The sequence below is a fragment of the Mesorhizobium amorphae genome, assembly GCF_014843845.1.
Classification (GTDB): Bacteria; Pseudomonadota; Alphaproteobacteria; order Rhizobiales; family Rhizobiaceae; genus Mesorhizobium; species Mesorhizobium amorphae_A.
Map to the genome: position 1 here is coordinate 17,398 of NZ_JHQS01000058.1, position 23,971 is coordinate 41,368.

25 protein-coding genes are annotated in these 23,971 nt (G+C 64.5%); 14 read left to right on the forward strand and 11 right to left on the reverse strand.

The window, feature by feature from the left end; translation table 11 throughout:
• Window positions 1-103 precede the first annotated feature (103 nt).
• The 8 genes from DH08_RS24450 (at window position 104) to DH08_RS24485 (ending at window position 7,571) form a co-directional block, all read left to right on the forward strand.
• Entirely contained in the window at window positions 104-1,117 is a 1,014-nt protein-coding gene (locus DH08_RS24450; protein WP_192181733.1) for an MBL fold metallo-hydrolase, read from the forward strand.
• 59 nt (window positions 1,118-1,176) lie between these two features.
• Entirely contained in the window at window positions 1,177-1,338 is a 162-nt protein-coding gene (locus tag DH08_RS24455) for a DUF1328 family protein (RefSeq protein WP_120014473.1), read from the forward strand.
• A 144-nt stretch (window positions 1,339-1,482) separates the two neighbouring features.
• Window positions 1,483-2,367, forward strand: a complete 885-nt coding sequence (gene dapF / locus DH08_RS24460; RefSeq protein ID WP_192181734.1) for a diaminopimelate epimerase — start codon at window positions 1,483-1,485, stop codon at window positions 2,365-2,367.
• Window positions 2,367-3,665, forward strand: a complete 1,299-nt coding sequence (gene mtaB, locus DH08_RS24465) for a tRNA (N(6)-L-threonylcarbamoyladenosine(37)-C(2))-methylthiotransferase MtaB (protein WP_192181735.1) — start codon at window positions 2,367-2,369, stop codon at window positions 3,663-3,665. Before dapF ends, mtaB begins: the two co-directional genes overlap by 1 nt.
• 492 nt (window positions 3,666-4,157) lie before the next feature.
• Window positions 4,158-5,636 (forward strand): signal recognition particle-docking protein FtsY, encoded by a 1,479-nt coding sequence (ftsY, locus tag DH08_RS24470; protein WP_428339097.1) that lies wholly within the window; start codon window positions 4,158-4,160, stop codon window positions 5,634-5,636.
• A gap of 60 nt (window positions 5,637-5,696) precedes the next feature.
• Window positions 5,697-6,365 carry a septation protein A gene (locus DH08_RS24475; RefSeq protein WP_192181736.1) on the forward strand — a complete coding sequence of 223 codons (669 nt, stop codon included), beginning with the start codon at window positions 5,697-5,699 and terminating at the stop codon, window positions 6,363-6,365.
• Between the two features lie 11 nt (window positions 6,366-6,376).
• Window positions 6,377-6,997, forward strand: coding sequence for a pyridoxamine 5'-phosphate oxidase family protein (locus tag DH08_RS24480; RefSeq protein WP_192181737.1), 621 nt, complete (start codon window positions 6,377-6,379; stop codon window positions 6,995-6,997).
• A 40-nt stretch (window positions 6,998-7,037) separates the two neighbouring features.
• The gene (locus DH08_RS24485) at window positions 7,038-7,571 is read left to right on the forward strand and encodes an NADPH-dependent FMN reductase (RefSeq protein ID WP_192181738.1); all 534 of its coding nucleotides are present in this window, start codon (window positions 7,038-7,040) and stop codon (window positions 7,569-7,571) included.
• A 12-nt stretch (window positions 7,572-7,583) separates the two neighbouring features.
• Here the strand turns inward: DH08_RS24485 and DH08_RS24490 are convergent, their stop codons facing one another.
• Complete coding sequence (locus tag DH08_RS24490; protein WP_192181739.1) at window positions 7,584-8,504, reverse strand: SMP-30/gluconolactonase/LRE family protein; 921 nt, start codon at window positions 8,502-8,504, stop codon at window positions 7,584-7,586.
• 285 nt (window positions 8,505-8,789) lie between these two features.
• Between DH08_RS24490 and DH08_RS24495 the strand changes: the two genes are divergently transcribed.
• The gene (locus DH08_RS24495; protein WP_006202677.1) at window positions 8,790-8,957 is read left to right on the forward strand and encodes a hypothetical protein; all 168 of its coding nucleotides are present in this window, start codon (window positions 8,790-8,792) and stop codon (window positions 8,955-8,957) included.
• 153 nt (window positions 8,958-9,110) lie between these two features.
• On the opposite strand, the gene DH08_RS24500 is transcribed toward DH08_RS24495, so the two are convergent.
• From DH08_RS24500 to ccmA, 4 genes are all read right to left on the reverse strand, one after another.
• A complete protein-coding gene (locus DH08_RS24500; protein ID WP_192181740.1) occupies window positions 9,111-9,683 on the reverse strand; it encodes a DsbE family thiol:disulfide interchange protein in 573 nt (190 codons plus the stop codon).
• A complete protein-coding gene (gene ccmD / locus DH08_RS24505) occupies window positions 9,683-9,877 on the reverse strand; it encodes a heme exporter protein CcmD (RefSeq protein ID WP_192181741.1) in 195 nt (64 codons plus the stop codon). The genes DH08_RS24500 and ccmD overlap by 1 nt, the downstream gene beginning before the upstream one ends.
• 124 nt (window positions 9,878-10,001) lie before the next feature.
• Entirely contained in the window at window positions 10,002-10,667 is a 666-nt protein-coding gene (gene ccmB, locus DH08_RS24510; protein ID WP_192181742.1) for a heme exporter protein CcmB, read from the reverse strand.
• 196 nt (window positions 10,668-10,863) lie between these two features.
• Window positions 10,864-11,472 carry a heme ABC exporter ATP-binding protein CcmA gene (ccmA, locus tag DH08_RS24515; RefSeq protein WP_192181743.1) on the reverse strand — a complete coding sequence of 203 codons (609 nt, stop codon included), beginning with the start codon at window positions 11,470-11,472 and terminating at the stop codon, window positions 10,864-10,866.
• Window positions 11,473-11,756: 284 nt separating this feature from the next.
• Between ccmA and acnA the strand changes: the two genes are divergently transcribed.
• On the forward strand, window positions 11,757-14,447 hold the full coding sequence (gene acnA, locus DH08_RS24520) for an aconitate hydratase AcnA (RefSeq protein ID WP_192181744.1): 2,691 nt from the start codon (window positions 11,757-11,759) through the stop codon (window positions 14,445-14,447).
• A 32-nt stretch (window positions 14,448-14,479) separates the two neighbouring features.
• Here the strand turns inward: acnA and DH08_RS24525 are convergent, their stop codons facing one another.
• Window positions 14,480-15,157, reverse strand: a complete 678-nt coding sequence (locus DH08_RS24525) for a ceramidase domain-containing protein (protein WP_192181745.1) — start codon at window positions 15,155-15,157, stop codon at window positions 14,480-14,482.
• A gap of 184 nt (window positions 15,158-15,341) precedes the next feature.
• Between DH08_RS24525 and DH08_RS24530 the strand changes: the two genes are divergently transcribed.
• Both DH08_RS24530 and DH08_RS24535 read left to right on the forward strand, forming a co-directional pair.
• Window positions 15,342-16,091 carry a DUF1223 domain-containing protein gene (locus DH08_RS24530; protein ID WP_192181746.1) on the forward strand — a complete coding sequence of 250 codons (750 nt, stop codon included), beginning with the start codon at window positions 15,342-15,344 and terminating at the stop codon, window positions 16,089-16,091.
• 639 nt (window positions 16,092-16,730) lie between these two features.
• Entirely contained in the window at window positions 16,731-17,120 is a 390-nt protein-coding gene (locus DH08_RS24535; RefSeq protein WP_006202686.1) for a DUF2794 domain-containing protein, read from the forward strand.
• On the opposite strand, the gene DH08_RS24540 is transcribed toward DH08_RS24535, so the two are convergent.
• The 4 genes from DH08_RS24540 to DH08_RS24555 form a co-directional block, all read right to left on the reverse strand.
• Window positions 17,117-17,692, reverse strand: coding sequence for a GNAT family N-acetyltransferase (locus DH08_RS24540; protein WP_192181747.1), 576 nt, complete (start codon window positions 17,690-17,692; stop codon window positions 17,117-17,119). The genes DH08_RS24535 and DH08_RS24540 overlap by 4 nt on opposite strands.
• Window positions 17,693-17,799: 107 nt before the next feature.
• The gene (locus DH08_RS24545) at window positions 17,800-18,573 is read right to left on the reverse strand and encodes a Bax inhibitor-1/YccA family protein (RefSeq protein WP_192181748.1); all 774 of its coding nucleotides are present in this window, start codon (window positions 18,571-18,573) and stop codon (window positions 17,800-17,802) included.
• Between the two features lie 236 nt (window positions 18,574-18,809).
• The gene (locus tag DH08_RS24550; RefSeq protein ID WP_192181749.1) at window positions 18,810-21,359 is read right to left on the reverse strand and encodes an ABC transporter permease; all 2,550 of its coding nucleotides are present in this window, start codon (window positions 21,357-21,359) and stop codon (window positions 18,810-18,812) included.
• Window positions 21,359-22,057 carry an ABC transporter ATP-binding protein gene (locus DH08_RS24555; RefSeq protein WP_192181750.1) on the reverse strand — a complete coding sequence of 233 codons (699 nt, stop codon included), beginning with the start codon at window positions 22,055-22,057 and terminating at the stop codon, window positions 21,359-21,361. The genes DH08_RS24550 and DH08_RS24555 overlap by 1 nt, the downstream gene beginning before the upstream one ends.
• Before the next feature lie 85 nt (window positions 22,058-22,142).
• Here DH08_RS24555 and DH08_RS24560 point away from each other — a divergent pair, with 85 nt between their 5' ends.
• Together DH08_RS24560 and thpR are read left to right on the forward strand one after the other, a co-directional pair.
• Window positions 22,143-22,787 (forward strand): arylesterase, encoded by a 645-nt coding sequence (locus DH08_RS24560; RefSeq protein ID WP_192181751.1) that lies wholly within the window; start codon window positions 22,143-22,145, stop codon window positions 22,785-22,787.
• A 117-nt stretch (window positions 22,788-22,904) separates the two neighbouring features.
• On the forward strand, window positions 22,905-23,501 hold the full coding sequence (thpR, locus tag DH08_RS24565; RefSeq protein WP_192181752.1) for an RNA 2',3'-cyclic phosphodiesterase: 597 nt from the start codon (window positions 22,905-22,907) through the stop codon (window positions 23,499-23,501).
• On the opposite strand, the gene DH08_RS24570 is transcribed toward thpR, so the two are convergent.
• On the reverse strand, window positions 23,405-23,923 hold the full coding sequence (locus DH08_RS24570) for a low molecular weight protein-tyrosine-phosphatase (protein ID WP_192181798.1): 519 nt from the start codon (window positions 23,921-23,923) through the stop codon (window positions 23,405-23,407). The genes thpR and DH08_RS24570 overlap by 97 nt on opposite strands.
• Window positions 23,924-23,971 lie beyond the last annotated feature (48 nt).

Here is a 23,971-nt window from a genome sequence, read left to right on the forward strand (position 1 = left end):
GAGGCCACCTCTTCGCCCTTGGCATTGGCGTGAAAAATGCTTGCGCCAGACGGCCCAGACCCTATCTCAGGAAAAAAGCGAACCCCGCGGGAGCGGAAGAAAAATGGCTGCGAGAAAGAGAGCCGCCAACCGCTACTACAGCGGCCCGCCCAGCGATCATTTCGACGGCACCTTGTTCTTCAATCCCGACGGCCAGCCGCCGGGCCGCTTTGCCGACCTGCTGAAATGGCAATTGAGCGGCGAGCGCTCGAAATGGCCGGCGGCCAATCCGAGCCCGTTTCATCAGGCAAAGCCGGCCGAACGGATCGACGGATCAGGGCTGCGGCTGACCATGGTCGGCCATTCCTCGCTGCTCATCCAGACGGCTGGTCTCAACATCCTCACCGATCCGGTCTGGTCGCCGCGCGTCTCACCGCTCTCCTTTGCCGGGCCAAAACGTGTCAATGCGCCCGGCATCGCCTTTTCACAGCTGCCGCCGATCGACCTCGTGCTGGTCAGCCACAACCATTACGACCATCTCGACCTCGCTACACTGAAGCGGTTGAAGGCGAAACACGACCCGCTTGTGCTGACGCCGCTCGGCAACGACGCCATCATCGATGATGTGGTGCCTGGCATGCGGCTCACGGCGCATGACTGGGGCGACCGGGTCGAGATCGGCGACGGTGTCGCCGTCCATGTCGAACCGGTGCATCACTGGTCGGCACGCGGCGCGCGCGACCGGCGCATGGCGCTGTGGGCGGGTTTCGTCGTCGAAACCCCGGACGCAAAAGTCTATTTCGCCGGTGACACCGGCTTTCATGGCGGCACCAATTACCGACTGATGGCGGAAAAGCATGGCGGCTTCCGCCTCGCCATCCTGCCGATCGGCGCCTATGAGCCGCGCTGGTTCATGGCGTCGCAGCACCAGAACCCGGAGGAAGCGGTGCGAGGCATGAAGCTGTGCAACGCCGCCCATGCCGCCGGCTGCCACTGGGGCACCTTCCAACTCACCAACGAACCGATCGACGAGCCGGCCCGGAAACTGGCCGAGGCGCTGGACGCCGAAGGCCTGCCGCAGGAACGCTTTCGCGCCTTGCGCCCGGGCGAGGTCTGGGACGTACCGGAGATCGGCTGAGGAACCCAACCTTTGAAAACGCGTTGGTTCCACAACGCAATTCGGCTGGGAGCCACCTCATGATCAAATGGATCATCATTCTTCTGATTGTCGCCGCCGCCGCCAGCCTGCTCGGCATGCCGGCGCTGGCGGGTGCCGCCGCCACCGGCGCGCGCATCCTCATCGGCATCGTCCTCATCATCTTCCTGCTGCTCGTACTGGGCGTCTTCGCGGTAACATAGGCGCGGCGTCTTCGCCGTCGCCAGCCCGGCGTCTTCGCCGTGGCTAGGTCCGGCGTCTTCGCCGTGGCCAAAAGGGGTGGCACACTGGTAATTCCTGCCCGTTTCCGCCATATAGCGGCAAACGGACATGGAACCATCGGAGCAATGGCAGGCACCGCCCCCTTCGCCAAGATGAACGGCATCGGCAACGAGATCATCGTTGCCGACATGCGCAGCCGTGCCGATCGGGTGACGCCGGCTGCCGCCATCGCGCTGAATGCCGATGCCGCGACCAAGTTCGACCAGATCATGGCGATCCACGACGCCAGGACGCCGGGCACGGCCTTCTTCATCGACATCTTGAATTCCGACGGCTCCGGCGCGCAGGCCTGCGGCAATGGCATGCGCTGCGTCGTCCAGGCGCTTGCCGCCGAGACCGGCCAGAAGATATTCACCTTCGAGACCGTCGCCGGCATCCTCAACGCCAGGGAACACGCCGACGGCACGATCTCGGTCGACATGGGCACGCCGCGCTTCGGCTGGCAGGATATCCCGCTGGCCGAGGAATTCCGCGACACCCGCATGATCGAATTGCAGATCGGCCCGATCGACGCGCCGGTGCTGCATTCGCCCTCGGCCGTTTCGATGGGCAACCCGCACGCCATCTTCTGGGTCGACGGCGACGTCTGGTCCTATGAGCTCGACCGTTTCGGCCCGCTGCTGGAAAACCACCCGATCTTCCCCGAGCGCGCCAACATCACGATTGCGCAGGTGACCTCGCCGGAAACCATGGTCATCCGCACCTGGGAGCGCGGCGCCGGCTTGACCAAGGCCTGTGGTTCGGCCGCTTGCGCCGCAGTCGTCGCCGCTGCCCGCACCAGGCGCACCGGACGCAGCGTGTCGCTGATGACGCCGGGCGGCGGCTCGCTGCATGTCGAATGGCGCGACGACGACCATGTCATCCTGACCGGTGCCGCCGAATGGGAATTTTCCGGCAGTTTCGACCCGTCGACCGGCCAATGGGCCCGCGACACCGAAAGCGCGGCCTGATGGCGGCTCTCTCAAAGGGCATCGACGTCGTCACCTTCGGCTGCCGGCTGAACACTTATGAATCCGAGGTGATGCGCCGCGAAGCCGAAAGCGCCGGCCTCGGCGCGCTCGAAGGCGGCGCCATCATCTTCAACACCTGCGCAGTCACCGGCGAGGCGGTGCGCCAGGCCAAGCAGTCGATCAGGAAAGCCCGCCGCGAGAACCCGGCCGCCCGCATCATCGTCACCGGCTGCGCCGCGCAGACCGAGCCGGAGAATTTCGTTGCCATGGACGAGGTCGATCTCGTGCTTGGCAATGAGGAGAAGCTGAAGGCGCATTCCTATCGCGCGCTGCCGGATTTCGGCGTCAACGACACCGAGAAGGCACGCGTCAACGACATCTTCTCGGTGCGCGAGACCGCCGGCCACATGGTCGACGCCATCGAGGGCCGCGCACGCGCCTTCGTCCAGGTGCAGAACGGCTGCGACCACCGCTGCACCTTCTGCATCATCCCCTACGGCCGCGGCAATTCGCGCTCGGTGCCCATGGGCGCCGTGGTCGAGCAGGTCAAGCGTCTTGCCGGCAACGGATATGCCGAGATCGTGTTGACCGGTGTCGACATGACCAGTTTTGGCGCCGACCTGCCGGGCAGCCCAAAACTCGGCAAGCTGGTCAAGACGATCCTCAGGCAGGTGCCCGACGTGAAGCGGCTGCGTCTGTCCTCGATCGATTCGATCGAAGCCGATGACGATTTGCTCGATGCGATTGCCACCGAGCCGCGGCTGATGCCGCATCTGCATCTGTCGCTGCAGTCGGGCGACGACATGATCCTGAAGCGGATGAAGCGGCGCCATCTGCGCGACCAGTCGATCCGCTTCTGCGAGGATGTGCGCAAGCTGCGCCCCGGCATCGTCTTCGGCGCCGACATCATCGCCGGCTTCCCGACCGAGACCGAGGCGATGTTCGAGAACTCGGAAAAGATCGTCGAGGAATGCGGGCTGACGCATCTGCATGTCTTCCCGTTCAGCCCGCGCGAAGGCACGCCCGCCGCGCGCATGCCGCAGGTCCGCCGCGAACTGGTCAAGCAGCGCGCCGCCCGACTGCGCGCCGCGGGCGAGGCCGCCTATCGCCGTCATCTCGCTACGCTCGCCGGCACGCGTCAGTCGATCCTGGTCGAGCGCGACGGCCTCGGCCGCACCGAAGGGTTTACGCTTGCCGCTATCGCTGCAGGTTCGCCGGGCGAGATCGTCGAGGCCGATATCACCGGCCATGACGGTGCCCGCCTGATCGCCGCGCCCGCTACCGCCCGCGCCGCCTGAGAAACGCAAAGCATGGCCGGTTTTTTCAAGAAGATATTTTCGTTCGGCAAGAAGGAAGTGGTCGAGGAGCGGATCGACGAGACCGCACCGCTGCCGCCGATCAAATGGGAGGCGCTGGACGCGCTGAAACCTGCGGCTGAGCAGGCGTTGCCGGAGTTTTTGAAGCGCGACGAGTCTGCGGCAGAGGTCGCGCCGCAGGCTGAACCGACGCCGCCTCCCGCTGTTGAGCCAGAAGCGCCGCCGGCACCGCAACCGGCCCCCGAGGAGCCAAAGCCCGAGCCGACCCCGACCATTCCACCGGCGCCGGAGCCGATCGTTCCGTCCGAGCCGGAACCTCTGCCGGAACCCGAGCCTATAGAGGAGCCGAAACCCGCTCCTGAGACACCTGCCGAGCCGCCAGCGCCTCAGGAAGTTCCTGCGCCCGTCGTTCCCGAGCCTGCCCCCGAACCGCAGCCTCAGGAAGTCCCGCCACCTGCGCCGGCCGAGCCGGAGATCGTCCCGTCACGCCCGGAAAGGCAGCCGGAACCAGCACCCGTCGAAGTGCCGACGCCTCCTGCAGAGGTCCCGGCGGAGACGCCCAAACCGGTCGAGATACCACCATCGACTCCGTCTTCTGCGCCGCCATCTTCAGAGCTCGGCCCTGCCCCTCATCCGCCTGCCGGCACCTTCTCCCCGTATAGTGACGGGGAGAAGGGAGCTGATCGTAGTGCCAGCACCCCTCTTGCAGACATCAAAGAAGAAGCCTCAACGCTCGCGCCCCCCTCTCCCCGTCCTTCACGGGGAGAGGGTAAGGGTGAGGGTGAGGGTGAGGGGCAGCGCGAACCTGGCGATATTGGCCTCTCTCCTGCCGAAGCTGCACCATCGGCCGAAATCCCAGCGCCTATTCGCCAGCCATCGCCGGTTGAAGCACAACCGATCCTCGCCGAGATCGCGCCCGAGCTGCAGCCAGTCCCGCAACCCGCGCCGGAGCCAAAACCCGCTCCCGGCAAGGTGACCGTCTCCAAGAAGGTCGAGCAAAAAGCCGAGCCCCTGAAGGCACCGGAGCCGGCGCCGAGGCGTTCCTGGTTCCAGCGCATGAAGGACGGGCTTGCCCGTTCGTCCCGCGAACTCTCCGGCAACATCGCCGGCGTCTTCACCAAGCGCAAGCTGGACGAGGACACGCTGCAGGATCTGGAGGACGTGCTGATCCGCGCCGACCTTGGCCTGGAGACGGCCTTGCGCGTCACCGACGCGCTTGCCTCCAGCCGCTACGGCAAGGACGTCTCCGATACCGAAGTCCGCGCGGTGATGGCGGCCGAGGTCGAGAAGGTGCTGACCCATGTCGCCATGCCGCTGGAACTCGACCTCTCCCACAAGCCGCATGTCATCCTGGTCGTCGGCGTCAACGGCACCGGCAAGACCACGACCATCGGCAAGCTGGCGGCCAAGTTGACCGATGGCGGCCTGTCGGTGATGCTTGCCGCCGGCGACACGTTCCGCGCTGCGGCGATCGAGCAGCTCAAGATCTGGGGCGAGCGGACGAAGTCGCCAGTGATCGCCTCGAAAATCGGGGCCGACGCCGCCGGCCTCGCCTATGATGCATTCGAGCGGGCAAAGGAAGCCGGCTCCGACGTGCTGATCATCGATACCGCCGGACGGCTGCAGAACAAGACCGAGCTGATGGCCGAACTTGAAAAGATCGTCCGCGTGCTGGGCAAGCTCGATCCGGAGGCGCCGCATACCGTGCTGCAAACGGTCGACGCCACCACCGGCCAGAACGCGCTCAACCAAGTCGAGATCTTCCGCAATGTTGCTGGCGTCAATGGCCTGGTGATGACCAAGCTGGACGGCACGGCGCGTGGCGGTATTCTGGTGGCGATCGCGGCAAAGCACAAATTGCCGGTCTATTTCATCGGCGTCGGCGAACAGGTTGACGACCTAGAACCTTTCTCGGCAAGCGAATTCGCCAGGGCGATCGCTGGAGTGGCCTAACAAGCGTGATCTCGAAAGGCGCAAGCTTTTTTGATTGGATCGCGCGCAAGAAGGAAGCCTATGAACCCGCCCATCCTCGAGCGCGACCCGTCGGATCCGCAGAAACAAAAGAAAGAAGCCGTCAACCCGGTGCTCAAGCTGGCGCTCGAGCTCGGCCCGCTGCTGGTGTTCTTCTTCGCCAATGCGCGCAGCGGATGGCTGGTGCAGAAATTTCCCGTGCTGGCCGAATTCGGCGGCCCGATCTTCGTCGCCACCGGCCTGTTCATGGCCGCGACCGCGATCGCGCTGATCGCCTCCTGGCTGCTCACCCGCACTCTGCCGATCATGCCGATGGTGTCGGGCGTCGTCGTCTTCATTTTCGGCGCGCTGACGCTCTATCTGCAAGACGACGTCTTCATCAAGATGAAGCCGACCATCGTCAACACGCTGTTCGGCGGCGTGCTGCTCGGCGGCCTGTTCTTCGGCCGGTCGCTGCTCGGCTACGTCTTCGATTCCGCTTTCAGTCTCGATGCCGAAGGCTGGAAGAAGCTCACCTTCCGCTGGGGGCTGTTCTTCCTGTTCCTGGCCCTCGTCAACGAAGTGGTGTGGCGGAATTTTTCGACCGACGCCTGGGTTACCTTCAAGGTCTGGGGCATCATGCCGATCACGCTTATCTTCACCTTCAGCCAGATGCCGCTGATCCTGCGTCACTCGCTCGAGGACAAGACCGAAGAGAAGGCCGGCAAGTAGGGGAGACCGGGATGGACTTCGTCACCACGCGCGACGAGCTGAGGACGATCTACAAGACGCCCCGGCCCACCGACGGCTCCATCCGCAAGGAACTGAAGGGGCTCGACGGTCACTGCCGCTCCTTCATCGGCAAGAGCCCTTTCGTGCTGATCGGTTCCTCCGACGGCGCCGGCAATGCCGATGTGACGCCGAAGGGCGACAGACCGGGCTTTACCGCCGTGCTCGACGACAGGACCATCGCCATCCCCGACCGGCCCGGCAACAACCGGTTGGACACGCTCGAAAACATCATTCGCAATCCGTCCATCGGGCTGCTCTTCCTCATCCCCGGCATGAACGAGACGCTGCGCGTCAATGGCGATGCCCGCATCACCGTCGATGCCGGTTTGCGCGAACGGCTCGCGATCGACGGCAAGGCGCCGCAAAGCGTCGTCGTGGTGTCGGTCAGAGCCGCCTACATGCATTGCGCCAAGGCCTTCATGCGCTCCGATCTGTGGAAACCCGAGACCTGGTACGACCGCGCGACGCTGCCGACGCTCGGTCAGATCATGCGCGACCAGCTGGCGCTGGCCGACACCGCGGGTGATATCGACCGCGAGCTGGACGAGGATTACCAGAAAACCCTGTGGTAGCTTTTGGGAACGATTCTCCGTTCACCCGGCTCGCCTCCCCTTGATCGAAATCCTCGCCATCTCCGGCAGCCTGCGCGCCGCCTCGACCAATTCGGCCCTCGTCGCGGCGCTGGCCGCGAACGCGCCTGCTGATTGCCGCATCCGCCTTTATGACGGGCTCGGACGGCTGCCGATCTTCAATCCCGACGATGAAGGCGAACGCACGCCGCCGGAGGCATCAAGGCTGATCGACGCCGTCACCCGCGCCGACGGCGTCATCGTCTCCTGCCCCGAATATGCCCATGGCGTGCCGGGCGGGCTGAAGAACGGGCTCGACTGGCTGGTGTCGCGCGACGCCGCCGTCGACAAGCCGGCCATGCTGGTGCATGCCTCGCCGCGCTCGCTGTTTGCCCGCGCTGCACTCGCCGAGATCATGCGCACGATGTCGTTCGCGCTCTATGAAGATACCGCACTCGAGGTCGTCCTGATCGGCAAGAAGCCACCGGAGATGGACAAGATCCTGGCCGAGCCGGCAAGCCGGCTGGCCATGCGCGAGGCGGTTTCAGCCTTCGCCGGCTTCATCGGCGCCCGCTGAACGACATGAGGTTCAAAAGGTCTTGGCGCCATTGACCATCAGCCGGACCATGTAGAGCGAGGTGGTGCCGGCGATGTAGAGGCAGTTGCGCTTGTTGCCGCCGAACACGCAATTGGCGGTGACTTCGGGCACTTTGACCTTGCCGATCAGCGTCCCGTCCGGATCGTAGCAATGGATGCCGTCGGCCGCACTCGTCCAGATGCGCCCGTCCTCGTCGAGCCGGAAGCCGTCGAACATGCCGGAAGTGCAGTCGGCGAACACCTTGTCGCCGGAAACCTTCTTGCCGCCCTTGCCGACATTGAACACGCGCATATGCGCAGGGTTCTTCGCGCCATGCGTACGGCCGGTGTCGACGACATAGAGCTTGCTCTCGTCGAGCGAGAAGGCCAGCCCGTTGGGCCTGACCATGTCGGTGATCACGGCTTCGATCTCGCCGCTGTCGGGATCGACCCGGTAGACATTGCAGGCGCCGATCTCGCTCTCGGCCTTGTCGCCCTCATAGTCGGTGTCGATGCCGTAGGTCGGATCGGTGAACCAGATCGAGCCGTCGGACTTCACCACCGCGTCGTTGGGCGAATTCAACCGCTTGCCACGCCATTTGTCGGCAATGGTGATGACCGAGCCGTCATGTTCGGTGCGGCTGACGCGGCGGCCCGAATGCTCGCAGGTCACCAGCCGGCCCTGCCGGTCGACAGTGTTGCCGTTGGAATTGCCGGAGGGCTGGCGGAACACGCTGACATTGCCGTCGGTTTCGTCGTAGCGCAGCATGCGGTTGTTGGGGATGTCGGACCACACCACATAGCGGCCGGCGGCGAACCAGGCCGGGCCTTCCGCCCACTGGCAGCCGGTGAACAGCTTTTCCACTTGCGCGTTGGAGTTGAACAGCCGCGCGAAACGCGGATCGAGAACTTCATAATAGTCTGCGGCGGCCATGCTTTTCCTCCCGGCACTTGAGATCGGGCGCGATCAAGCCAGCCGGCGGCCGATCTGGCAAGATCGATGATGAGTGCTTCACTGCATCTTGAGGCCTCCAGGCAACGTGGGAGCGATGCCGTCCCGCAGGAATTGCGGGTAAGGGCCGGTTAACCGGCTATGCACTGGGCGCAATGGTGCATTGCAACATCTTCTTTTTGCAACGCACCATTACTATGTCATGCTCCGTATCGATCAAGGGAGGAACAATTCGCCGCCAGTACGCGGCACGAAAGGAACCTTGCTATGATCATCGACAGCCTCATGACCCGCGCTCGCCAGAGCATTGCCAAGCGCAAGCACTACAACCGCCTCGTCGCGGAAATCGACAGCTTCACCGCTCGCGACCTGGCCGACATGCGCGCCGACCGCTCGGAAATGCTCTACCAGATCCACAAGCAGATCTACGGCTGAACTTTTAGTCGAAAGACTCGGTCCGGCACGCTGAGATTCAGGTCAGGCCGAGTCGAGAATGGTGGATTCCGAGAACCGGAGCGGAGCGTACTTAAGTACGTGAGCACCGGAAGCGCAGGAAACCGCCGTTCGTAGGCCAGCATCACCTGAATATCAGCGTGCCGCCAGAGCTTTTTCGATCTGCGGCACCAGCAGCGTCTCGGCTGACTCCGCTGTCAGCGGACCGACATGCTTGTAGGCGATCTTGCCGTCCTTGCCGACGACGAAGGTTTCCGGCACGCCATAGACGCCCCAGTCGATCGCAGCGCGTCCGGCTTCGTCGACGCCGATCGCCTGGAACGGATTGCCGAGCTCGCCAAGGAAGCGGCGGGCATTTTCCGGTTCGTCCTTATAGTTCAGCGCCGCCGTGACGAAGCGCTTGTCCTGTGACAGGGCCAGCAGCACCGGATGCTCCTCGCGGCACGGCGCGCACCACGACGCAAAGACATTGACCAGCGTCACCTTGCCGGCGAACTGTTTCGAATCGAGACCGGGCAGGTTGGTGCCTTCGAGCGCCGGCAGATTGGTCTGCGGCGCCGGCAGGCCGATCAGCGCCGACGGCACTTCCGAAACATCGCGGCCGGACAGAAGCTGCAACAGGAACAGCCCCGCCAGGCCGAGGAAGATCACCAGCGGCAACAGCACGATCAGGCGGCGACGGGCCGGCGTTTCGGTTTCGCTGCTCATCACTTGGCGCCCTTTTCCCGAACACTCTTGTCGCCGGCGCCCTTGTCGGAGCGGCGGCGCACGCCGGCCGCCTCCAGTTCTGCCAGGTCGCGCTTGCGCCCGCGCTGGTCGACCAGGATCCAGCCGATCAGCCCGGCCAGCACGATCGCCGTGATGGCATAGGCGGCAGTCACATAGAGCGCATGCGCGCTCATGCCAGCTGCTCCGCTCGGGCGTCCGACCCGACCATGTCGCCGTGTTCGATCATGCCTTCCCTTAGCCTTGCCGTCCCGGCTTCGCAATCGGCCGCCGCGCCGCAGCCGCCCACGGCCCAATGCATCAGTCGGTCCCGTGGCGCAGCGCCAGTGCCGCGGCCACCGGCCCCAGAACGGCAAGAAACAGGGTCAGCGCGGCGAGAATGAGGAAGGGCTGCAGGAACGGATCGGGATCCGCCACCGCGCCGTAGCTTGCCGAGACGCCGAAGATCAGCACCGGGATGGTCAGCGGCAGCACCAGCACCGAGATCAGCAACCCGCCGCGCGGCAGGGCCACCGCTACGGCGGCGCCCGCCGCTCCGATGAAAGTAATCGCCGGCGTGCCGACCAGAAGGGTCAGCGCGGTAGCACCGATGCCCATCGGCTCCATATTCATGAACAGGCCGAGCAGGGGTGCGGCGACAACCAGCGGCAGCACGCTGCCACCCCAGTGCGCCAGGCATTTCACCAGCACCGTCAGCGCCAGCATGTGGCGGTCGTGGCCCAGCACCAGAAGATCGAGCGAGCCGTCTTCGCGATCGGCCTGGAACAGCCGGTCGAGCCCGAGCAGGCAAGCAAGCAGCGCCGCGATCCACAGGATCGCCGGACCGATGCGGGCAAGCAGATTGAGGTCCGGCCCGACGCCAAACGGGATCGTTGCGATGACGGCGAGGAAGAAGATCACGCCGGTCAACGCGCCGCCGCCGGCACGGATGGAGAGGCGGATGTCTCGGAGGAAGAGCGCTAGCATGGTTTGAGATGCCCGCGCTTGAACACCCCCCTCTGTCCTGCCGGACATCTCCCCCTCAAGGGGGGAGATGGGCTGTCACCTCGTCTTTCGCCAATTCCCATCGTCGAAAGATTGAGCCGAGGGCCAAGCTGCCGATCTCCCCCCTTGAGGGGGAGATGCCCGGCAGGGCAGAGGGGGGCGCCGTAGAGCGCCGACATCAAACGGTCTCCCCCATGACCAACGCCTTCGCCCCATCCAGCCCCAAAGGCAAATGCGTTGCTGCTATGATGATCCCCCCTTGCCGACAGTGATCCGTCATCACCCCGCCAAACCTTGCCTCCGAAGCCTTGTCCAGCCCCGCCGTCGGCTCGTCCAGCAGCCACAGCGGCCGGCGGCTCACCAGCAGCTTCGCGATCGACGCGCGCCGCCTTTGCCCGGTCGACAGATACCCAAACGGCAAATGGCCGATCCCGCCGAGCCCGACAGCCTCCAGCGCCTCCTCCACGGAAAGCAGCGGCTCACCCGAAAAATCCCGCCAGAAGCGCAAATTCTCCGTCACGCTGAGCACCGTCTTCATCGCGTTCTGATGGCCAAGATAGTGGCAGGCAGAGGCAATCGACGGGAAATCCTCGCCACCACCTTCGATTCGTACCCGGCCTTCCGCCACCGGCAGCAGCCCGGCGATGACCCGCAGCAGCGTCGACTTGCCGGCGCCGTTCGGCCCGGTGACGACCAATGCCTCACCCTTCTCGAGCACAAAGCCGATGCCGGAAAAGACCGTCTCGCCGCCGCGTTCGCCGCCCAGATTTTCGGCGATCAGCCGCATTCGTTCCCCTTCGCCGAAAGTCCAAGCGCGGCTCCGGTGCGCCGCAGCAAAAATGGCGATTCCGTGTCTAGAACTATTCCAGGAAATTCTCTATATCCGGGTCATCCGTGCCAGCGGTCAGCACGGGAACAGAATTAGCGCCGAACCAGCGCACGCGCCGCCTTGAACGGCTCGGGTTGGCTGGGAACGGACAGCGGAAATGGCCGTACCCGCACCTTTGCGCGTGATTGCATGCCATCGGCGTCCGTTCCCTTTCAGGCTGAACAGACAAGGACGGACCGCACGTGTCAAAATCACTCGATAGTTTCAATTGCCGCCGCACGCTGACCGCAGCCGGCACCGAATATGTTTATTTCGATCTTATCGAGGCCGAGAAGAACGGCCTCACCGGCATTTCCCAGCTGCCCTATTCGATGAAGGTGCTGCTGGAAAACCTGCTGCGCAACGAGGACGGCCGTTCCGTCACCAAGGAAAGCATTCAGGCGGTCGCCGGCTGGCTGACCGACAAAGGCACCGCAGGCGTCGAGATCGCCTATCGCCCGGCCCGCGTCCTGATGCAGGATTTCACCGGCGTTCCGGCGGTGGTCGACCTTGCCGCCATGCGCGACGCCATGGCCTCGCTCGGCGGCGACCCGCAGAAGATCAACCCACTGGTGCCGGTCGACCTCGTCATCGACCATTCGGTTATTGTCGACGAGTTCGGCACGCCGATGGCCTTTGCCCGCAATGTCGAGCTCGAATATGAGCGCAACGAAGAACGCTACAAGTTCCTGAAATGGGGCCAGCAGGCCTTCCGCAATTTCCGCGTCGTGCCGCCCGGCACCGGCATCTGCCACCAGGTCAATCTCGAATATCTCGGCCAGGTTGTCTGGACCAACGTCGAGGACGGCGAAACCACGGCCTATCCCGACACCTGCGTCGGCACCGATTCGCACACCACCATGATCAACGGTCTCGGCGTGCTCGGCTGGGGCGTCGGCGGCATCGAGGCCGAGGCCGCGATGCTCGGCCAGCCCGTCTCCATGCTTTTGCCCGAAGTCATCGGCTTCCGTCTCACCGGCAGGCTCAAGGAAGGCGTCACCGCCACCGACCTCGTGCTCACCGTCACCCAGATGCTGCGCAAGAAGGGCGTCGTCGGCAAGTTCGTCGAGTTCTTCGGCCCCGGCCTGTCCAACATGACGCTGGCCGACCGCGCCACCATCGGCAACATGGCGCCGGAATATGGCGCCACCTGCGGCTTCTTCCCGGTCGACTCTGAAACCATCCGCTACCTGACCATGTCCGGCCGCGAGGAAAACCGCATAGCGCTGGTCGAGGCCTATTCCAAGGCGCAAGGCATGTGGCGTGACACCGGATCGGCCGACCCGGTCTTCACCGACCTGCTCGAACTCGAGCTCGGCGACGTCGTGCCGTCGATGGCCGGCCCCAAGCGTCCGGAAGGCCGCGTCGCGCTCGAAGGCATCCCGGCCGGCTTCGCCAAGGCGATGGAGACCGAATACAAGAAGGCCGCCGAGATCTCCAAGCGCTATGCCGTCGAAGGCACTTCCCATGATCTCGGCCATGGCGACGTCGTCATCGCCGCCATCACCTCCTGCACCAACACCTCCAATCCGAGCGTGCTGATCGGCGCCGGCCTGCTCGCCCGCAACGCCAACCGGCTCGGCCTCAAGCAGAAGCCGTGGGTGAAAACCTCGCTGGCGCCGGGCAGCCAGGTGGTCGCCGAATATCTGGAGAAGTCGGGCCTGCAGAAGGAGCTCGACCAGATCGGCTTCAACCTGGTCGGCTTCGGCTGCACCACCTGCATCGGCAATTCCGGTCCGCTGCCGGCGCCGATTTCCAAGACCATCAACGATAAGGGCCTGATTGCTGCCGCGGTCCTGTCCGGCAACCGCAATTTCGAAGGCCGCGTCTCGCCCGACGTGCAGGCGAACTATCTCGCTTCGCCGCCACTGGTCGTCGCCCACGCGCTGGCCGGCACGGTGACCAAGGACCTGACCACCGAGCCGCTCGGCGAGGACAAGAACGGCGAGCCGGTCTATCTCAAGGACATCTGGCCGAGCTCGGCCGAGATCCAGGAGTTCATCGAGAAGAACGTCACACGCGAGCTGTTCGCCCGCAAATATGCCGACGTCTTCAAGGGCGACGAGTACTGGCAGAAGGTCAAGGCGCCGGAAGGCCAGACCTATGCCTGGGACGACAACTCGACCTATGTGCAGAACCCGCCCTATTTCGCCGGCATGACGTCGGGCTTCGGCAAGATCGGCGACATCAAGGGCGCGCGCGTGCTTGGCCTGTTCGGCGACAAGATCACCACCGACCACATTTCGCCGGCGGGTTCGATCAAGGCCGCATCGCCGGCCGGAAAATACCTGACCGACCATGGCGTCGGCGTTGCCGACTTCAACCAGTACGGCACGCGCCGCGGCAACCATGAGGTGATGATGCGCGGCACTTTCGCCAACATCCGCATCCGCAACCACATGCTGGGCGAGAACGGCCGCGAGGGTGGCTACACCATCCACTATCCGTCGAAGGAAGAGACGTCGATCTACGACGCCGCGATGGAGTACAAGAAGGACGGCGTGCCGCTGGTCATCTTCGCCGGCGTCGAATACGGCAACGGTTCGTCGCGCGACTGGGCGGCCAAGGGCACGAATCTCCTTGGTGTCCGCGCGGTCATCGCCCAGTCCTTCGAGCGCATCCACCGCTCGAACCTGGTCGGCATGGGCGTCATCCCCTTCGTCTTCGAGGACGGGACGTCATGGGCCTCGCTCAACCTCAAGGGCGACGAGCTGGTCGAGATCGACGGCCTCGACGCCATCAAGCCGCGTCAGAAAATGACCGCCAAGGTCACTTACGGCGACGGCACGGTGAAGAACGTCCCGATCATCTGCCGCATCGATACGCTGGACGAGCTCGACTACTTCAAGAACGGCGGCATCCTGCAGTACGTGCTGCGCGATCTCGCGGCATAGGAAGGGAATAAGGCAGTAGGGAATAGAACCCCCTACTGCCTACTGCCTACTTTCGGCTTCCCATACCGCGCCGCCGCGGCCAGAAGCACGCCGAGCATCAGGCCGTTCAGGATGTGCCAGAGGAAATGCGTGCCGAGCGGGAAGCTGCCGCAGACCAGCGGATCGGCCATACGGCAGATGACCGAGACGACGAAGATCGCCAAGGCCGCCAGATTGTAGCGGCCGGCGCCGCTGCCGCTCAACGCTGTCCATGTGCCGAGGAAGGCAAGCGCCAGGAAGGGCGCCAGATAGCCGGTCGTGCCGTTCGAGGCCTGCCGCAGCCAGTCCGGCACCGCCCATGTCAGCAGCCCGGCGACGGCGTAGAAGGCGACGAAGATGGCGATCGCCTTGTCCCATTCCATGCCGAGGAAGCGACGCAGCGTGAACAGCGTGTAGGCGAGCGTGAAACCGGCGATCGGCAGCACGTCGGCCCAGATCGTGGCTCGGATGGCGAAGATATGGAACAGCATCGAGCCGATGCCGATCGCCACCACCCACCAGGCCAGCACTTCGGCGAAAGTGCCGGTGCCGTGCCGGCGCACCTCACGCACTCCCCACAGACCGGCGGCAAGAAATGCAAGATTTGTCAGAGCATTGACCGGTTCGGCCCAAAGTTCCGGGCCTGTCCGTTCACAATAAAGATCGACCGGCGTCAGGAGAGTTTGCCACATGCTGATGCCGCCGCCTCCAATCGAACCGCACCGCAAAGTGCAGACGCCTCTCCTATTGCGGGCTTGCCTTCAGTTGCAACCACAAAATTTCACCGCAACGTGACTTCCCGTTGACTGTCGCTTCTGCCACATATTTTAGCAATCACGACAAAGCCGGCGTCACCGGCGGGAAATTGGAACGGCCATGGCATCTCAGGGATCATTGCGGCTTGCGGCACTAGCGCTGGCCCTGTCGGCGTTCGCCGGCAACGGGCTTGCGGAGGAAACGGACAAGCCGCTCGGCGTGGTCGAGCTTTTCACCAGCCAGGGCTGCAACTCCTGTCCGCCGGCCGACGCGTTCTTCGCCGAGCTCGCCGCCAAGGAAAACATCATCGCGCTGGCCTATCATGTCGACTACTGGGACTATCTCGGCTGGCAGGACACGCTGAGCCGCAAGGAGAACACCGAGCGGCAGTATGACTATATGCGCGCCTTCGGCAGCCGATCGGTCTATACGCCGCAAGCCGTCATCAACGGCCGCAGCCATGTCAACGGCGCCAGCCGCAAGGAAGTCGACGGCACACTTGCCCGCCTGCAGAAGACCGGCGAAGGCATGCGGGTCGGCATCAAGGTCAGCCGCACCAGCGACCGCGTCATGATCGACACCGGCGACGCCGGCGGCGGCCCCACCGATGCCCACGTCGTCATCGTCTATTTCAATGCGCCGCAAACGATCAAGATCGGCGAGGGTGAGAACAGCGGTCGCAGCATGACCTACTGGAACGCCGTCTCCGGCATCCAGACCGCCGGCATGTGGCACGGCAAGGCGCAACGCTACGAATTGCCGATGACAGAGATCTCCAAGAAAGGCGGCTGCGCGGTCCTGCTGCAGTCGGTCGGCAAGGACGGCACCCCCGGGCCGATCCTGGGCGCGGCCTTCATCCGCAAGCCGTAACTGGACCGTCGGCACCGCCTCTCATCCACCTGCCGGCTTCTCCCCGTGGGGAGAAGGGGGACTGGCCGCAACGTTGGCGCCCATTCTGCAGCGTCGATGATTGGCGAAACCGTCAATGACAGCGTCTTTCTCCCCGTCACTTAGACGGGGAGAAATGTCCGGCAGGACAATGAGGGGCAGCGCGGACCGACGATATCAGTCGTTGAAGCGCTCGCACGGGGCCGTTCAACGCAACGCGCTTTGGGAACCGCATCCACAGGCCAATAAAAAACCGGCGTCAGCTTGCTTCTGACGCCGGTCATTTAGGTTTTGGGATCGTCGCACCCGATTCTTCCGAGGGAAAAACCGAGGTTGGTTCGATCCGACGCAGACCCGTGGGCGGGGGGCTTGGGGTTTACGAGCCGGTGCCGGACCGAACCGTCTCAGGCAACGCCGGTAAACTCGTCGGAGATTGGGGCATCAGCGCGGATAAAATAAGGCAGGATTGTGGCGAAGCATCACCAATTCCAACAGGCGTTTGACAAACGTGACTGGACGTGACGGAAACGGCTTGGCTCCGGCTTGCTTAGCCGGGGCCTTGCAATTCGCCAGCGAACACGCCAACTTCTGCAAGCGAGGATTCATTCGAAGGATCGAGGCATGACCGATCGCGGCGGCAGTGGGACGGAGGATGGGGACGCATCCGCAATATTGATCCCGCTGCATGAGGCAAGACGCGAACGCCTCGACCAGCCGGTGCGCTTCGACCGGCGCGAACTGGACCAGATCCTGAGACTTTACGGGCGCATGGTCGCCGCCAATGAATGGCGCGACTACGCCATCGACCACCTCTCCGACCGCGCCGTCTTTTCCGTCTTCCGCCGCGCCAGCGAAGTGCCGCTGTTCCAGATCGTCAAGGACCCGAAGCTGGCGCGCCGGCAAGGCGCCTTTGCCGTCATTGCCGCCGGCGGCAGCATCCTCAAGCGCGGCCAGGAGCTCGGCCGCGTGCTTGGCGTCTTCGACAGCAAGCTGAAGGTGGTCGAAGCTTAACTATTTGATTTTTGCCGGAATTTCCGCTCCGGCAGCGAGGCGGGATCGGGCGGGAGCTGCGCTCCGCCATTCACCGAGAGCTGCATGAAAACCGTGTCCAGCCAGCGTCCGTGCTTGTAGCCGGAGCCTTCCAGGCGGCCCGAATGGCGAAAGCCGAGCTTCTCATGCAGCCGCACCGAAGCGCTGTCGGCATGGCCATCTCCGATGACCGCGATGATCTGGCGAAACCCCGCAACGCGCGCTGCCTCGATCAGCGCGTCCATCAGAAGCCGCCCGACGCCCTGGCCCTTGGCCTCCGGAGCGATATAGACGGAATCCTCGACGACGAAACGATAGGCCGGGCGCGGCCGGAACGGGCCGGCATAGGCATAGCCGAGCACGGCGCCATCCTTTTCCGCCACCAGATAGGGAAAGCCGCCCGCCATCAGCGTGTCGAATCGGCTGCCCATTTCGGCGCGGCTCGGCGGCTCAAGCTCGTAGCTCGCGGTGCCGTGCGTCACCGCGTCGGCGTAGATTTCCGTGATTCGATCGAGGTCGGCCGAACTGGCGGCCCGTATGGTGATGCTGCTCATAATTTATGCATGCCATTTGCCTGCCTGAGATAACAGCAAAGGCCGGCACAAAAGAAAAGGGCGGCCGTTGGGCCGCCCTTCGGGAACTCGATGGTCCAACCGCCAAATCAGCGGCGGTCACCCATGAACTGCAGCAGGAACATGAACAGGTTGATGAAGTCGAGATAGAGCGTCAGCGCGCCCATGATCGCCTTGCGGCCGGCGACATCGGTGGCGTCGCCCTCGAAATACATCTCCTTGATCTTCTGCGTGTCATAGGCGGTCAGGCCCGAGAAGATCAGCACGCCGATCGCCGAAACGGCGAAGGACAGAGCCGACGACTGCAGGAAGATGTTGATCACCATCGCAATGATCAGGCCGAACAGGCCCATGATCAGGAACGAGCCGATCGCGGTCAGGTCGCGCTTGGTCGTGTAACCGTAGAGCGACAGCGCGCCGAAGGCGGCAGCGGTGGCGAAGAAGGTCTGCGAGATGCTGGCCGTCGTGTAGACAAGGAAGATCGACGACAGCGACAGGCCGACGAGGCCGGCATAGACCCAGAATGTCGTCTGCGCGGCCGACACGCTCATCGACTGGACACGGAACGACAGGAACAACACCGCGGCCAGCGGGGCCAGCATGACGACCCAGCGCAGCGGCGACCCGAAGATCGCGTAGCCGAAGGAGGTCAGCATCTCGCCGCTCGGCAGCGTTGCGACAGCCGAGGCCGGATCGGTGGTGGTGGCCAGCATGATCGTGCCGACGGCGGCAAGGCCAGTGATGAGCAAGCCAAGCCCCATCAGATTGTAGACTTTGATCATATAGGCGCGCAGGCCCTGATCGATATCGACGGCAGCGCCGGGTACGGCGCGCGTCTGGTAATTGCGAATGGGATCAGCCATTGGAATCCTCTTTTGCTTCTGCCCCGTCCGGTCCGGTGTCAGGCTCGACCGAGCCCAGGCGCCGCTGGCGGGGCTCCAGCATGCCTGCGGCGGAATATGATGGTTCTTGGCGACAAGAACAAGACCGTAACCGAGCGTAATGCTTCGTGAAGCAGCCAAATTGCGCCTTATCAGCCGTCCCAGCCGCAACATTAACGAGATTTAATCGAAGCTGGGCCGATTCAGGCGGTTGCGGATCAGAGATTTCGCAGCACCGGCGCCGCTTTGTGCCCCAGCACCCGCCAGGTTCCGGCAAGGCCGATGCCGACCGTGATGACCAGCGCAAAGCCTATGGTTGCCACCGCCACTTCCGGCATGAAATGCGATGGCAGGGTCATTATGCGCGCGACGACGAACCACGCAGCGACCCCGCCAGCCGCCAAAGCGAAGACCGCGGTGGCAAGGCCGATCAGCATGTATTCGAGCGAAAAGGCCGCTATCAGCGTTCGCCTGGTGGCACCCAGCGTCTTCAGCACCACAGCGTCGTGGATGCGCGCCCGGTTGCCCGCGGCGAGCGCGCCGGCCAGAACCAGCACGGACGCAATCAACGCCACGCCGGCGGCGGCTCGGATGGCCGTTCCGAGCTGCGCCACCAGTCGGTTGACGATATCGAGCGCGTCCTTGACCCTCACCGTCGTCACCGCCGGGAAGGCGCGGGTGACGGCATTGAGCAGGCGGGCATCGTCCGCCGCCGACGCGTTCTTCTCGGTCAGCGTCGCCAGCCAGCCATGCGGCGCACCTGCAAATGTGTTGGGCGAGAACACCATGACGAAATTGATGCCCATGGTTTCCCACTCGACCTGGCGGAAATTGGCGATCCTGGCGGTGACGTTGCGTCCCAGCACATTGACGGTGACGGTGTCGCCGAGCTTCAGCCCGATCTCCTTGCCTTCCTCGGCCGAGAACGACACCAGCGGCTCGCCGGCATAGTTTTGCGGCCACCATGAACCTTCCGTCAGCGTCGCGTTCGAGGGCTGGCGGTCGTCATAGGTCAACCCGCGATCGCCGCGCAGCACCCAGGCGCCTTCCGCCGGCACCTTCACTTTCTCGACATCGACGCCGTTCAGCGCCATGACCCGGCCGCGCAGCATCGGTACCTTGACCAGCGTTCCCTGCGGCGCCTGCCCGCCGACCAGCGCCGAGAAGGCGTCGACGTCGCTGCTCTGGATGTCGACAAAGAAGAAGTTCGGCGCCCGTTCCGGCAGGCTGCCGGAAATCTGCCGGCTGAGATTGCCGTCGATCAGCGCCAGCGTCACCAGCAGTGTCAGCCCGAGGCCGAGCGACAGCACCACCGACGGCGTGAGCGCCCCTGGCCGATGGATGTTGCCGATGGCAAGCCTGAGCGCGACGGAGCGGACCCTCGGGCTTCTCTTGGCGATCCACTGCACCAGCCCACCGACGAGGCGCAGCACCAGGAATGACACGACGGTGGCGCCGACGAAGATCGAGGCGATGCGGCGGTCGCCGGAAAACAGGATGGCCAAGGCCGCCAAAGCGAGCGCGATGCCGACCGCTGCCGCCACATAGGGCAGGCGCGGAAAGCCGCGGCTCTCGAAGCCCATCTCGCGAAACAGTGCCGTCGCCGGCACGTCGCGGGCGCGACCAAGTGGCAGCAGCGCGAAAGCCAGCGTCACCAGCAGCCCGAACAGCGCCGCCATGGCAAGCGCGCCGGGATAGAAGCCGCCCTCCGCCGGCACCGGGATGACCGACTGAAGGGCTGCACTTGCCGCGAACGGCATCAGCGCGCCGAGGATGAGGCCAAGCATGATGCCGAGACCGGCGATCAGCAGGATCTGCACCAGGTAGACGGCAAAGACGAAACCACCCGAGGCGCCCAGACTCTTGAAGGTGGCGATGACGCCGCGCTTGCCGTCGAGATAGGCGCGCACCGCGTTCGCCACGCCGACGCCGCCGACCACCAACGCCGTCAGCCCGACCAGCGTCAGGAATTGCGAGAAGCGCTCGATGTTGGAGGACAGTGCGGGTGCGGCGTTGCTGCGCGTGCGGATCGACCAGCCGGCCTGCGGAAAGTCCGCTGCGGCCTGGTCCTGGATCGCCTTGATATCAGCCTCGCTGGCGCCGGCGGGCAGGCGGATCTTGTAGGCGTGCTCGACCAGGCTGCCAGGCTGGATGAGGCCGGATGCGGCAAGCCCTTCGGTCGACACCAGCAGCCGCGGCGCGAAGCCAAAACCGTCGGACACCGCATCCGGCTCGCTGGTGAGCCTGGCGCGCAGTTCGAATGTGGCGCTGCCGAGCTTCAGCCGGTCGCCGATCTTGAGGTTCAGCCGGTCGAGCAGCAGGTCGGGGGCCACGGCGCCGAAGACGCCGGATTTCTCGCCGAACAGGTCCTGCCTCGATAGCTGCGGCTCGGTCTCCAGCGCGCCATAGAGCGGATAGGCGTCGTCGACCGCCTTGGCCTCGACCAGCGACTGGTCGGAGCCGTCCTCGAGCCGCGCCATCGAGCGCATGCTGGCGCTGTGCGAAACGGCGCCCAGCCGATCGACGAAACCACGTTCGTCCGGCGTCGCATCGCGCTGGTTGATCTGGAAGCGCAGATCGCCGCCAAGCAGCGTCTGGCCCTGATTGGCAACGCCGGCGGTGATTGCCTGCGCCACCGAATTGACGCCGCCGATTGCCGCGACGCCGAGCGCGATGCAGGCAAGGAAAATCAGGAAGCCCGACAGCCCGCCGCGCATTTCGCGCAGCGAGAATCGGACGGCGAGCTTCAGCGTCTGGGATAGCGGCATCAGGCCGTCACCTTCAGCGGCCTCGATGTGTCCTCGATCCGTCCAGAGCGCATCGAGACCTGGCGCGAGCAGCGCGCCGCCAGCGCCGGATCATGCGTGACCAGCACCAGCGTCATGCCGCGCTCGGCCGCCTTGGCGAACAGCAGGTCGGCGACCTGCCGGCCCGTCGCCTGGTCGAGATTGCCGGTCGGCTCGTCGGCGACCAGGATGCGCGGCGAAGGCGCCAGCGCGCGGGCGATTGCCACGCGCTGCTGCTCGCCGCCGGACAATTCGCCGGGATAGTGGGTGACGCGGTCGCTGAGGCCGACTGCCGCGAGTTCCCGCGCCGCCACCCCGAACGGATCGGCATGGCCGGCGAGTTCGAGCGGCACCGCGACATTTTCGAGTGCCGTCATGTTGGGGATGAGGTGGAAGGACTGGAAGACGATGCCAATGTTTCGTCCACGAAACGATGCGATCTGATCCTCGCTTTTGCCGTTGAGCAGCTCGCCGGCGATTCGAACCGTACCCGAATCGACCCTTTCCAGCCCTGCCAGAACCATCAGCAGCGTCGACTTTCCGGACCCTGAAGGACCGACGATGCCGGTTGCCTCGCCGGCGGCGACATCGAGGCTGACGCCTTTCAGCACATGGACCGAGGACGCGCCTTCACCGAGCGTCAGCGATACGTCTTTCAGCACGATGACGGCTTCTGTCAAAATGAAAGCGTCCTATATGGGAGGGTGAGAGCGGTCCGATCCGCCTGCGCCTGAAGACTATTTCCGCTCATATGGGGCTTGCCGCATGGCTTTCAAACACACTCTTGCTGCAGCCCTCGTTCTTTTCGCTGCGATCAGCGGCGCGATTTCGTCGGCGCGCGCCGAGACCTTCACCATCGTCGGTTTCGGCGACAGCCTGATGGCGGGCTTCGGCCTTGGTCCCGGCGAAGGCTTTACCGACAGGTTGCAGGCCGCGCTGCGCGCCAAGGGCCATGACGTGACGGTCGCCAATGCCGGCGTTTCCGGCGATACGACAAGCGGCGGCCTGGCGCGGCTCGACTGGTCGGTGCCCGACGGCACGCAACTGGTGATCCTCGAGCTCGGCGCCAACGACATGCTGCGCGGCGTATCGCCCGGCATCGCCGAAAAGAACCTGGATGAGATGCTGGCCAAGCTCAAACAGCGCAAGATCGCCGTGCTTCTGGCCGGCATGCGCGCCGCCCCCAATCTCGGCGCCGACTACCAGAACGCCTTCGACGCGATCTATCCGAAGCTGGCCGCGAAATACGGCGTTCCGCTCTACCCGTTCTTTCTGGACGGCGTCGCCGGCCAGCCCGGGCTGCTGCTGGAGGACGGCCTGCATCCCAACGCCAAGGGTGTCGAAATGATGGTCGAGCGCATCCTGCCGACAGTCGAAAAGGCTATTGCCGGGGCGGGCGGAGCGCCGTGAGGCTGGAAAGTCACGGTTGCCGCTGGGGAAACCGCGGAGCCAATAAACCGCTTGCCCCGTTTGAATATCGATGATTCGCTAGGGGCGTGAGTTCGATTCGAGGACAGGAGGCTTGCCATGCCACGTCTTTTCACCGCCCTCGAAATTCCGCGTGATGCTGCCCTTTCGTTGTCCCTGCTCCGGGGCGGCCTGCCCGGAGCCCGCTGGATCGACGTCGAAAACTACCATCTGACGCTGCGCTTCATCGGCGATGTCGAAGGCCATGTCGCCGACGAGATCGCCATCGCGCTCGACCGCGTCCACCGCCCGTCCTTCCCGATAGCCTTGTCCGGCGTCGGCGCTTTCGGCCAGAAAAAGCCGCATGCGGTGTGGGCCGGCGTTTCTGCCTCGCCGGATCTTAGCGGCCTGCAAGCCGAAATCGATCGCATCTGCCAGCGGCTTGGCCTGCCGGCCGATCCACGCAAATTCACGCCGCATGTGACGCTGGCGCGCTTGCGCAATTCGAGCCCGCTCGACGTCGCCCAGTATCTGTCGGCGCGCGGCAATTTTTCGACGCTGCCGTTCCGCGTTGGCCGCTTCGTCTTGATGTCGTCGCGCGATTCGGTCGGCGGCGGCCCCTATATCGTCGAGGAAGCCTGGCCGCTGTCGGGCGCCGACACGCGCACTGCCAGCCGCGCCGCCAGCGCTTCCGACGCCTCGCGGATCATGCGGTAGACGGTCGCGAACGCCTCCGGCCCGTCATAGTAAGGGTCCGGCACGTCGCGACCGCTGCCGCTCGCAAACTCCAGGTAAAGATGGATGCGGTCGTGCACGGCGGCTGGCGCCAGCGCCTTCAGGTCGCGGACATTCTGCCGGTCCATCCCCAGGATCAGGTCGAAGCGGTGAAAATCCCCTGGCGCAACTTTGCGTGCTGTCTGTCTGGAAATGTCGATGCCGTGGCGGGCGGCGATCGCGATCGAGCGTGGGTCGGAGGCCGAGCCCACCTCCCAGCCACTGGTTGCGGCTGAATCGAGCACCATATCCTGGTCCCCTGCGCGCTCGCTCCAAACGGCGCGAAAAACGCCCTCGGCCAGCGGCGAGCGGCAGATGTTGCCGAGACAGACGAACAGAATGGACTTTATGGGCTTTGCGCTCATCGATCCGGCGCTATTTTTGTGCATGTCGCTGTCCCAAAACCGCGACGC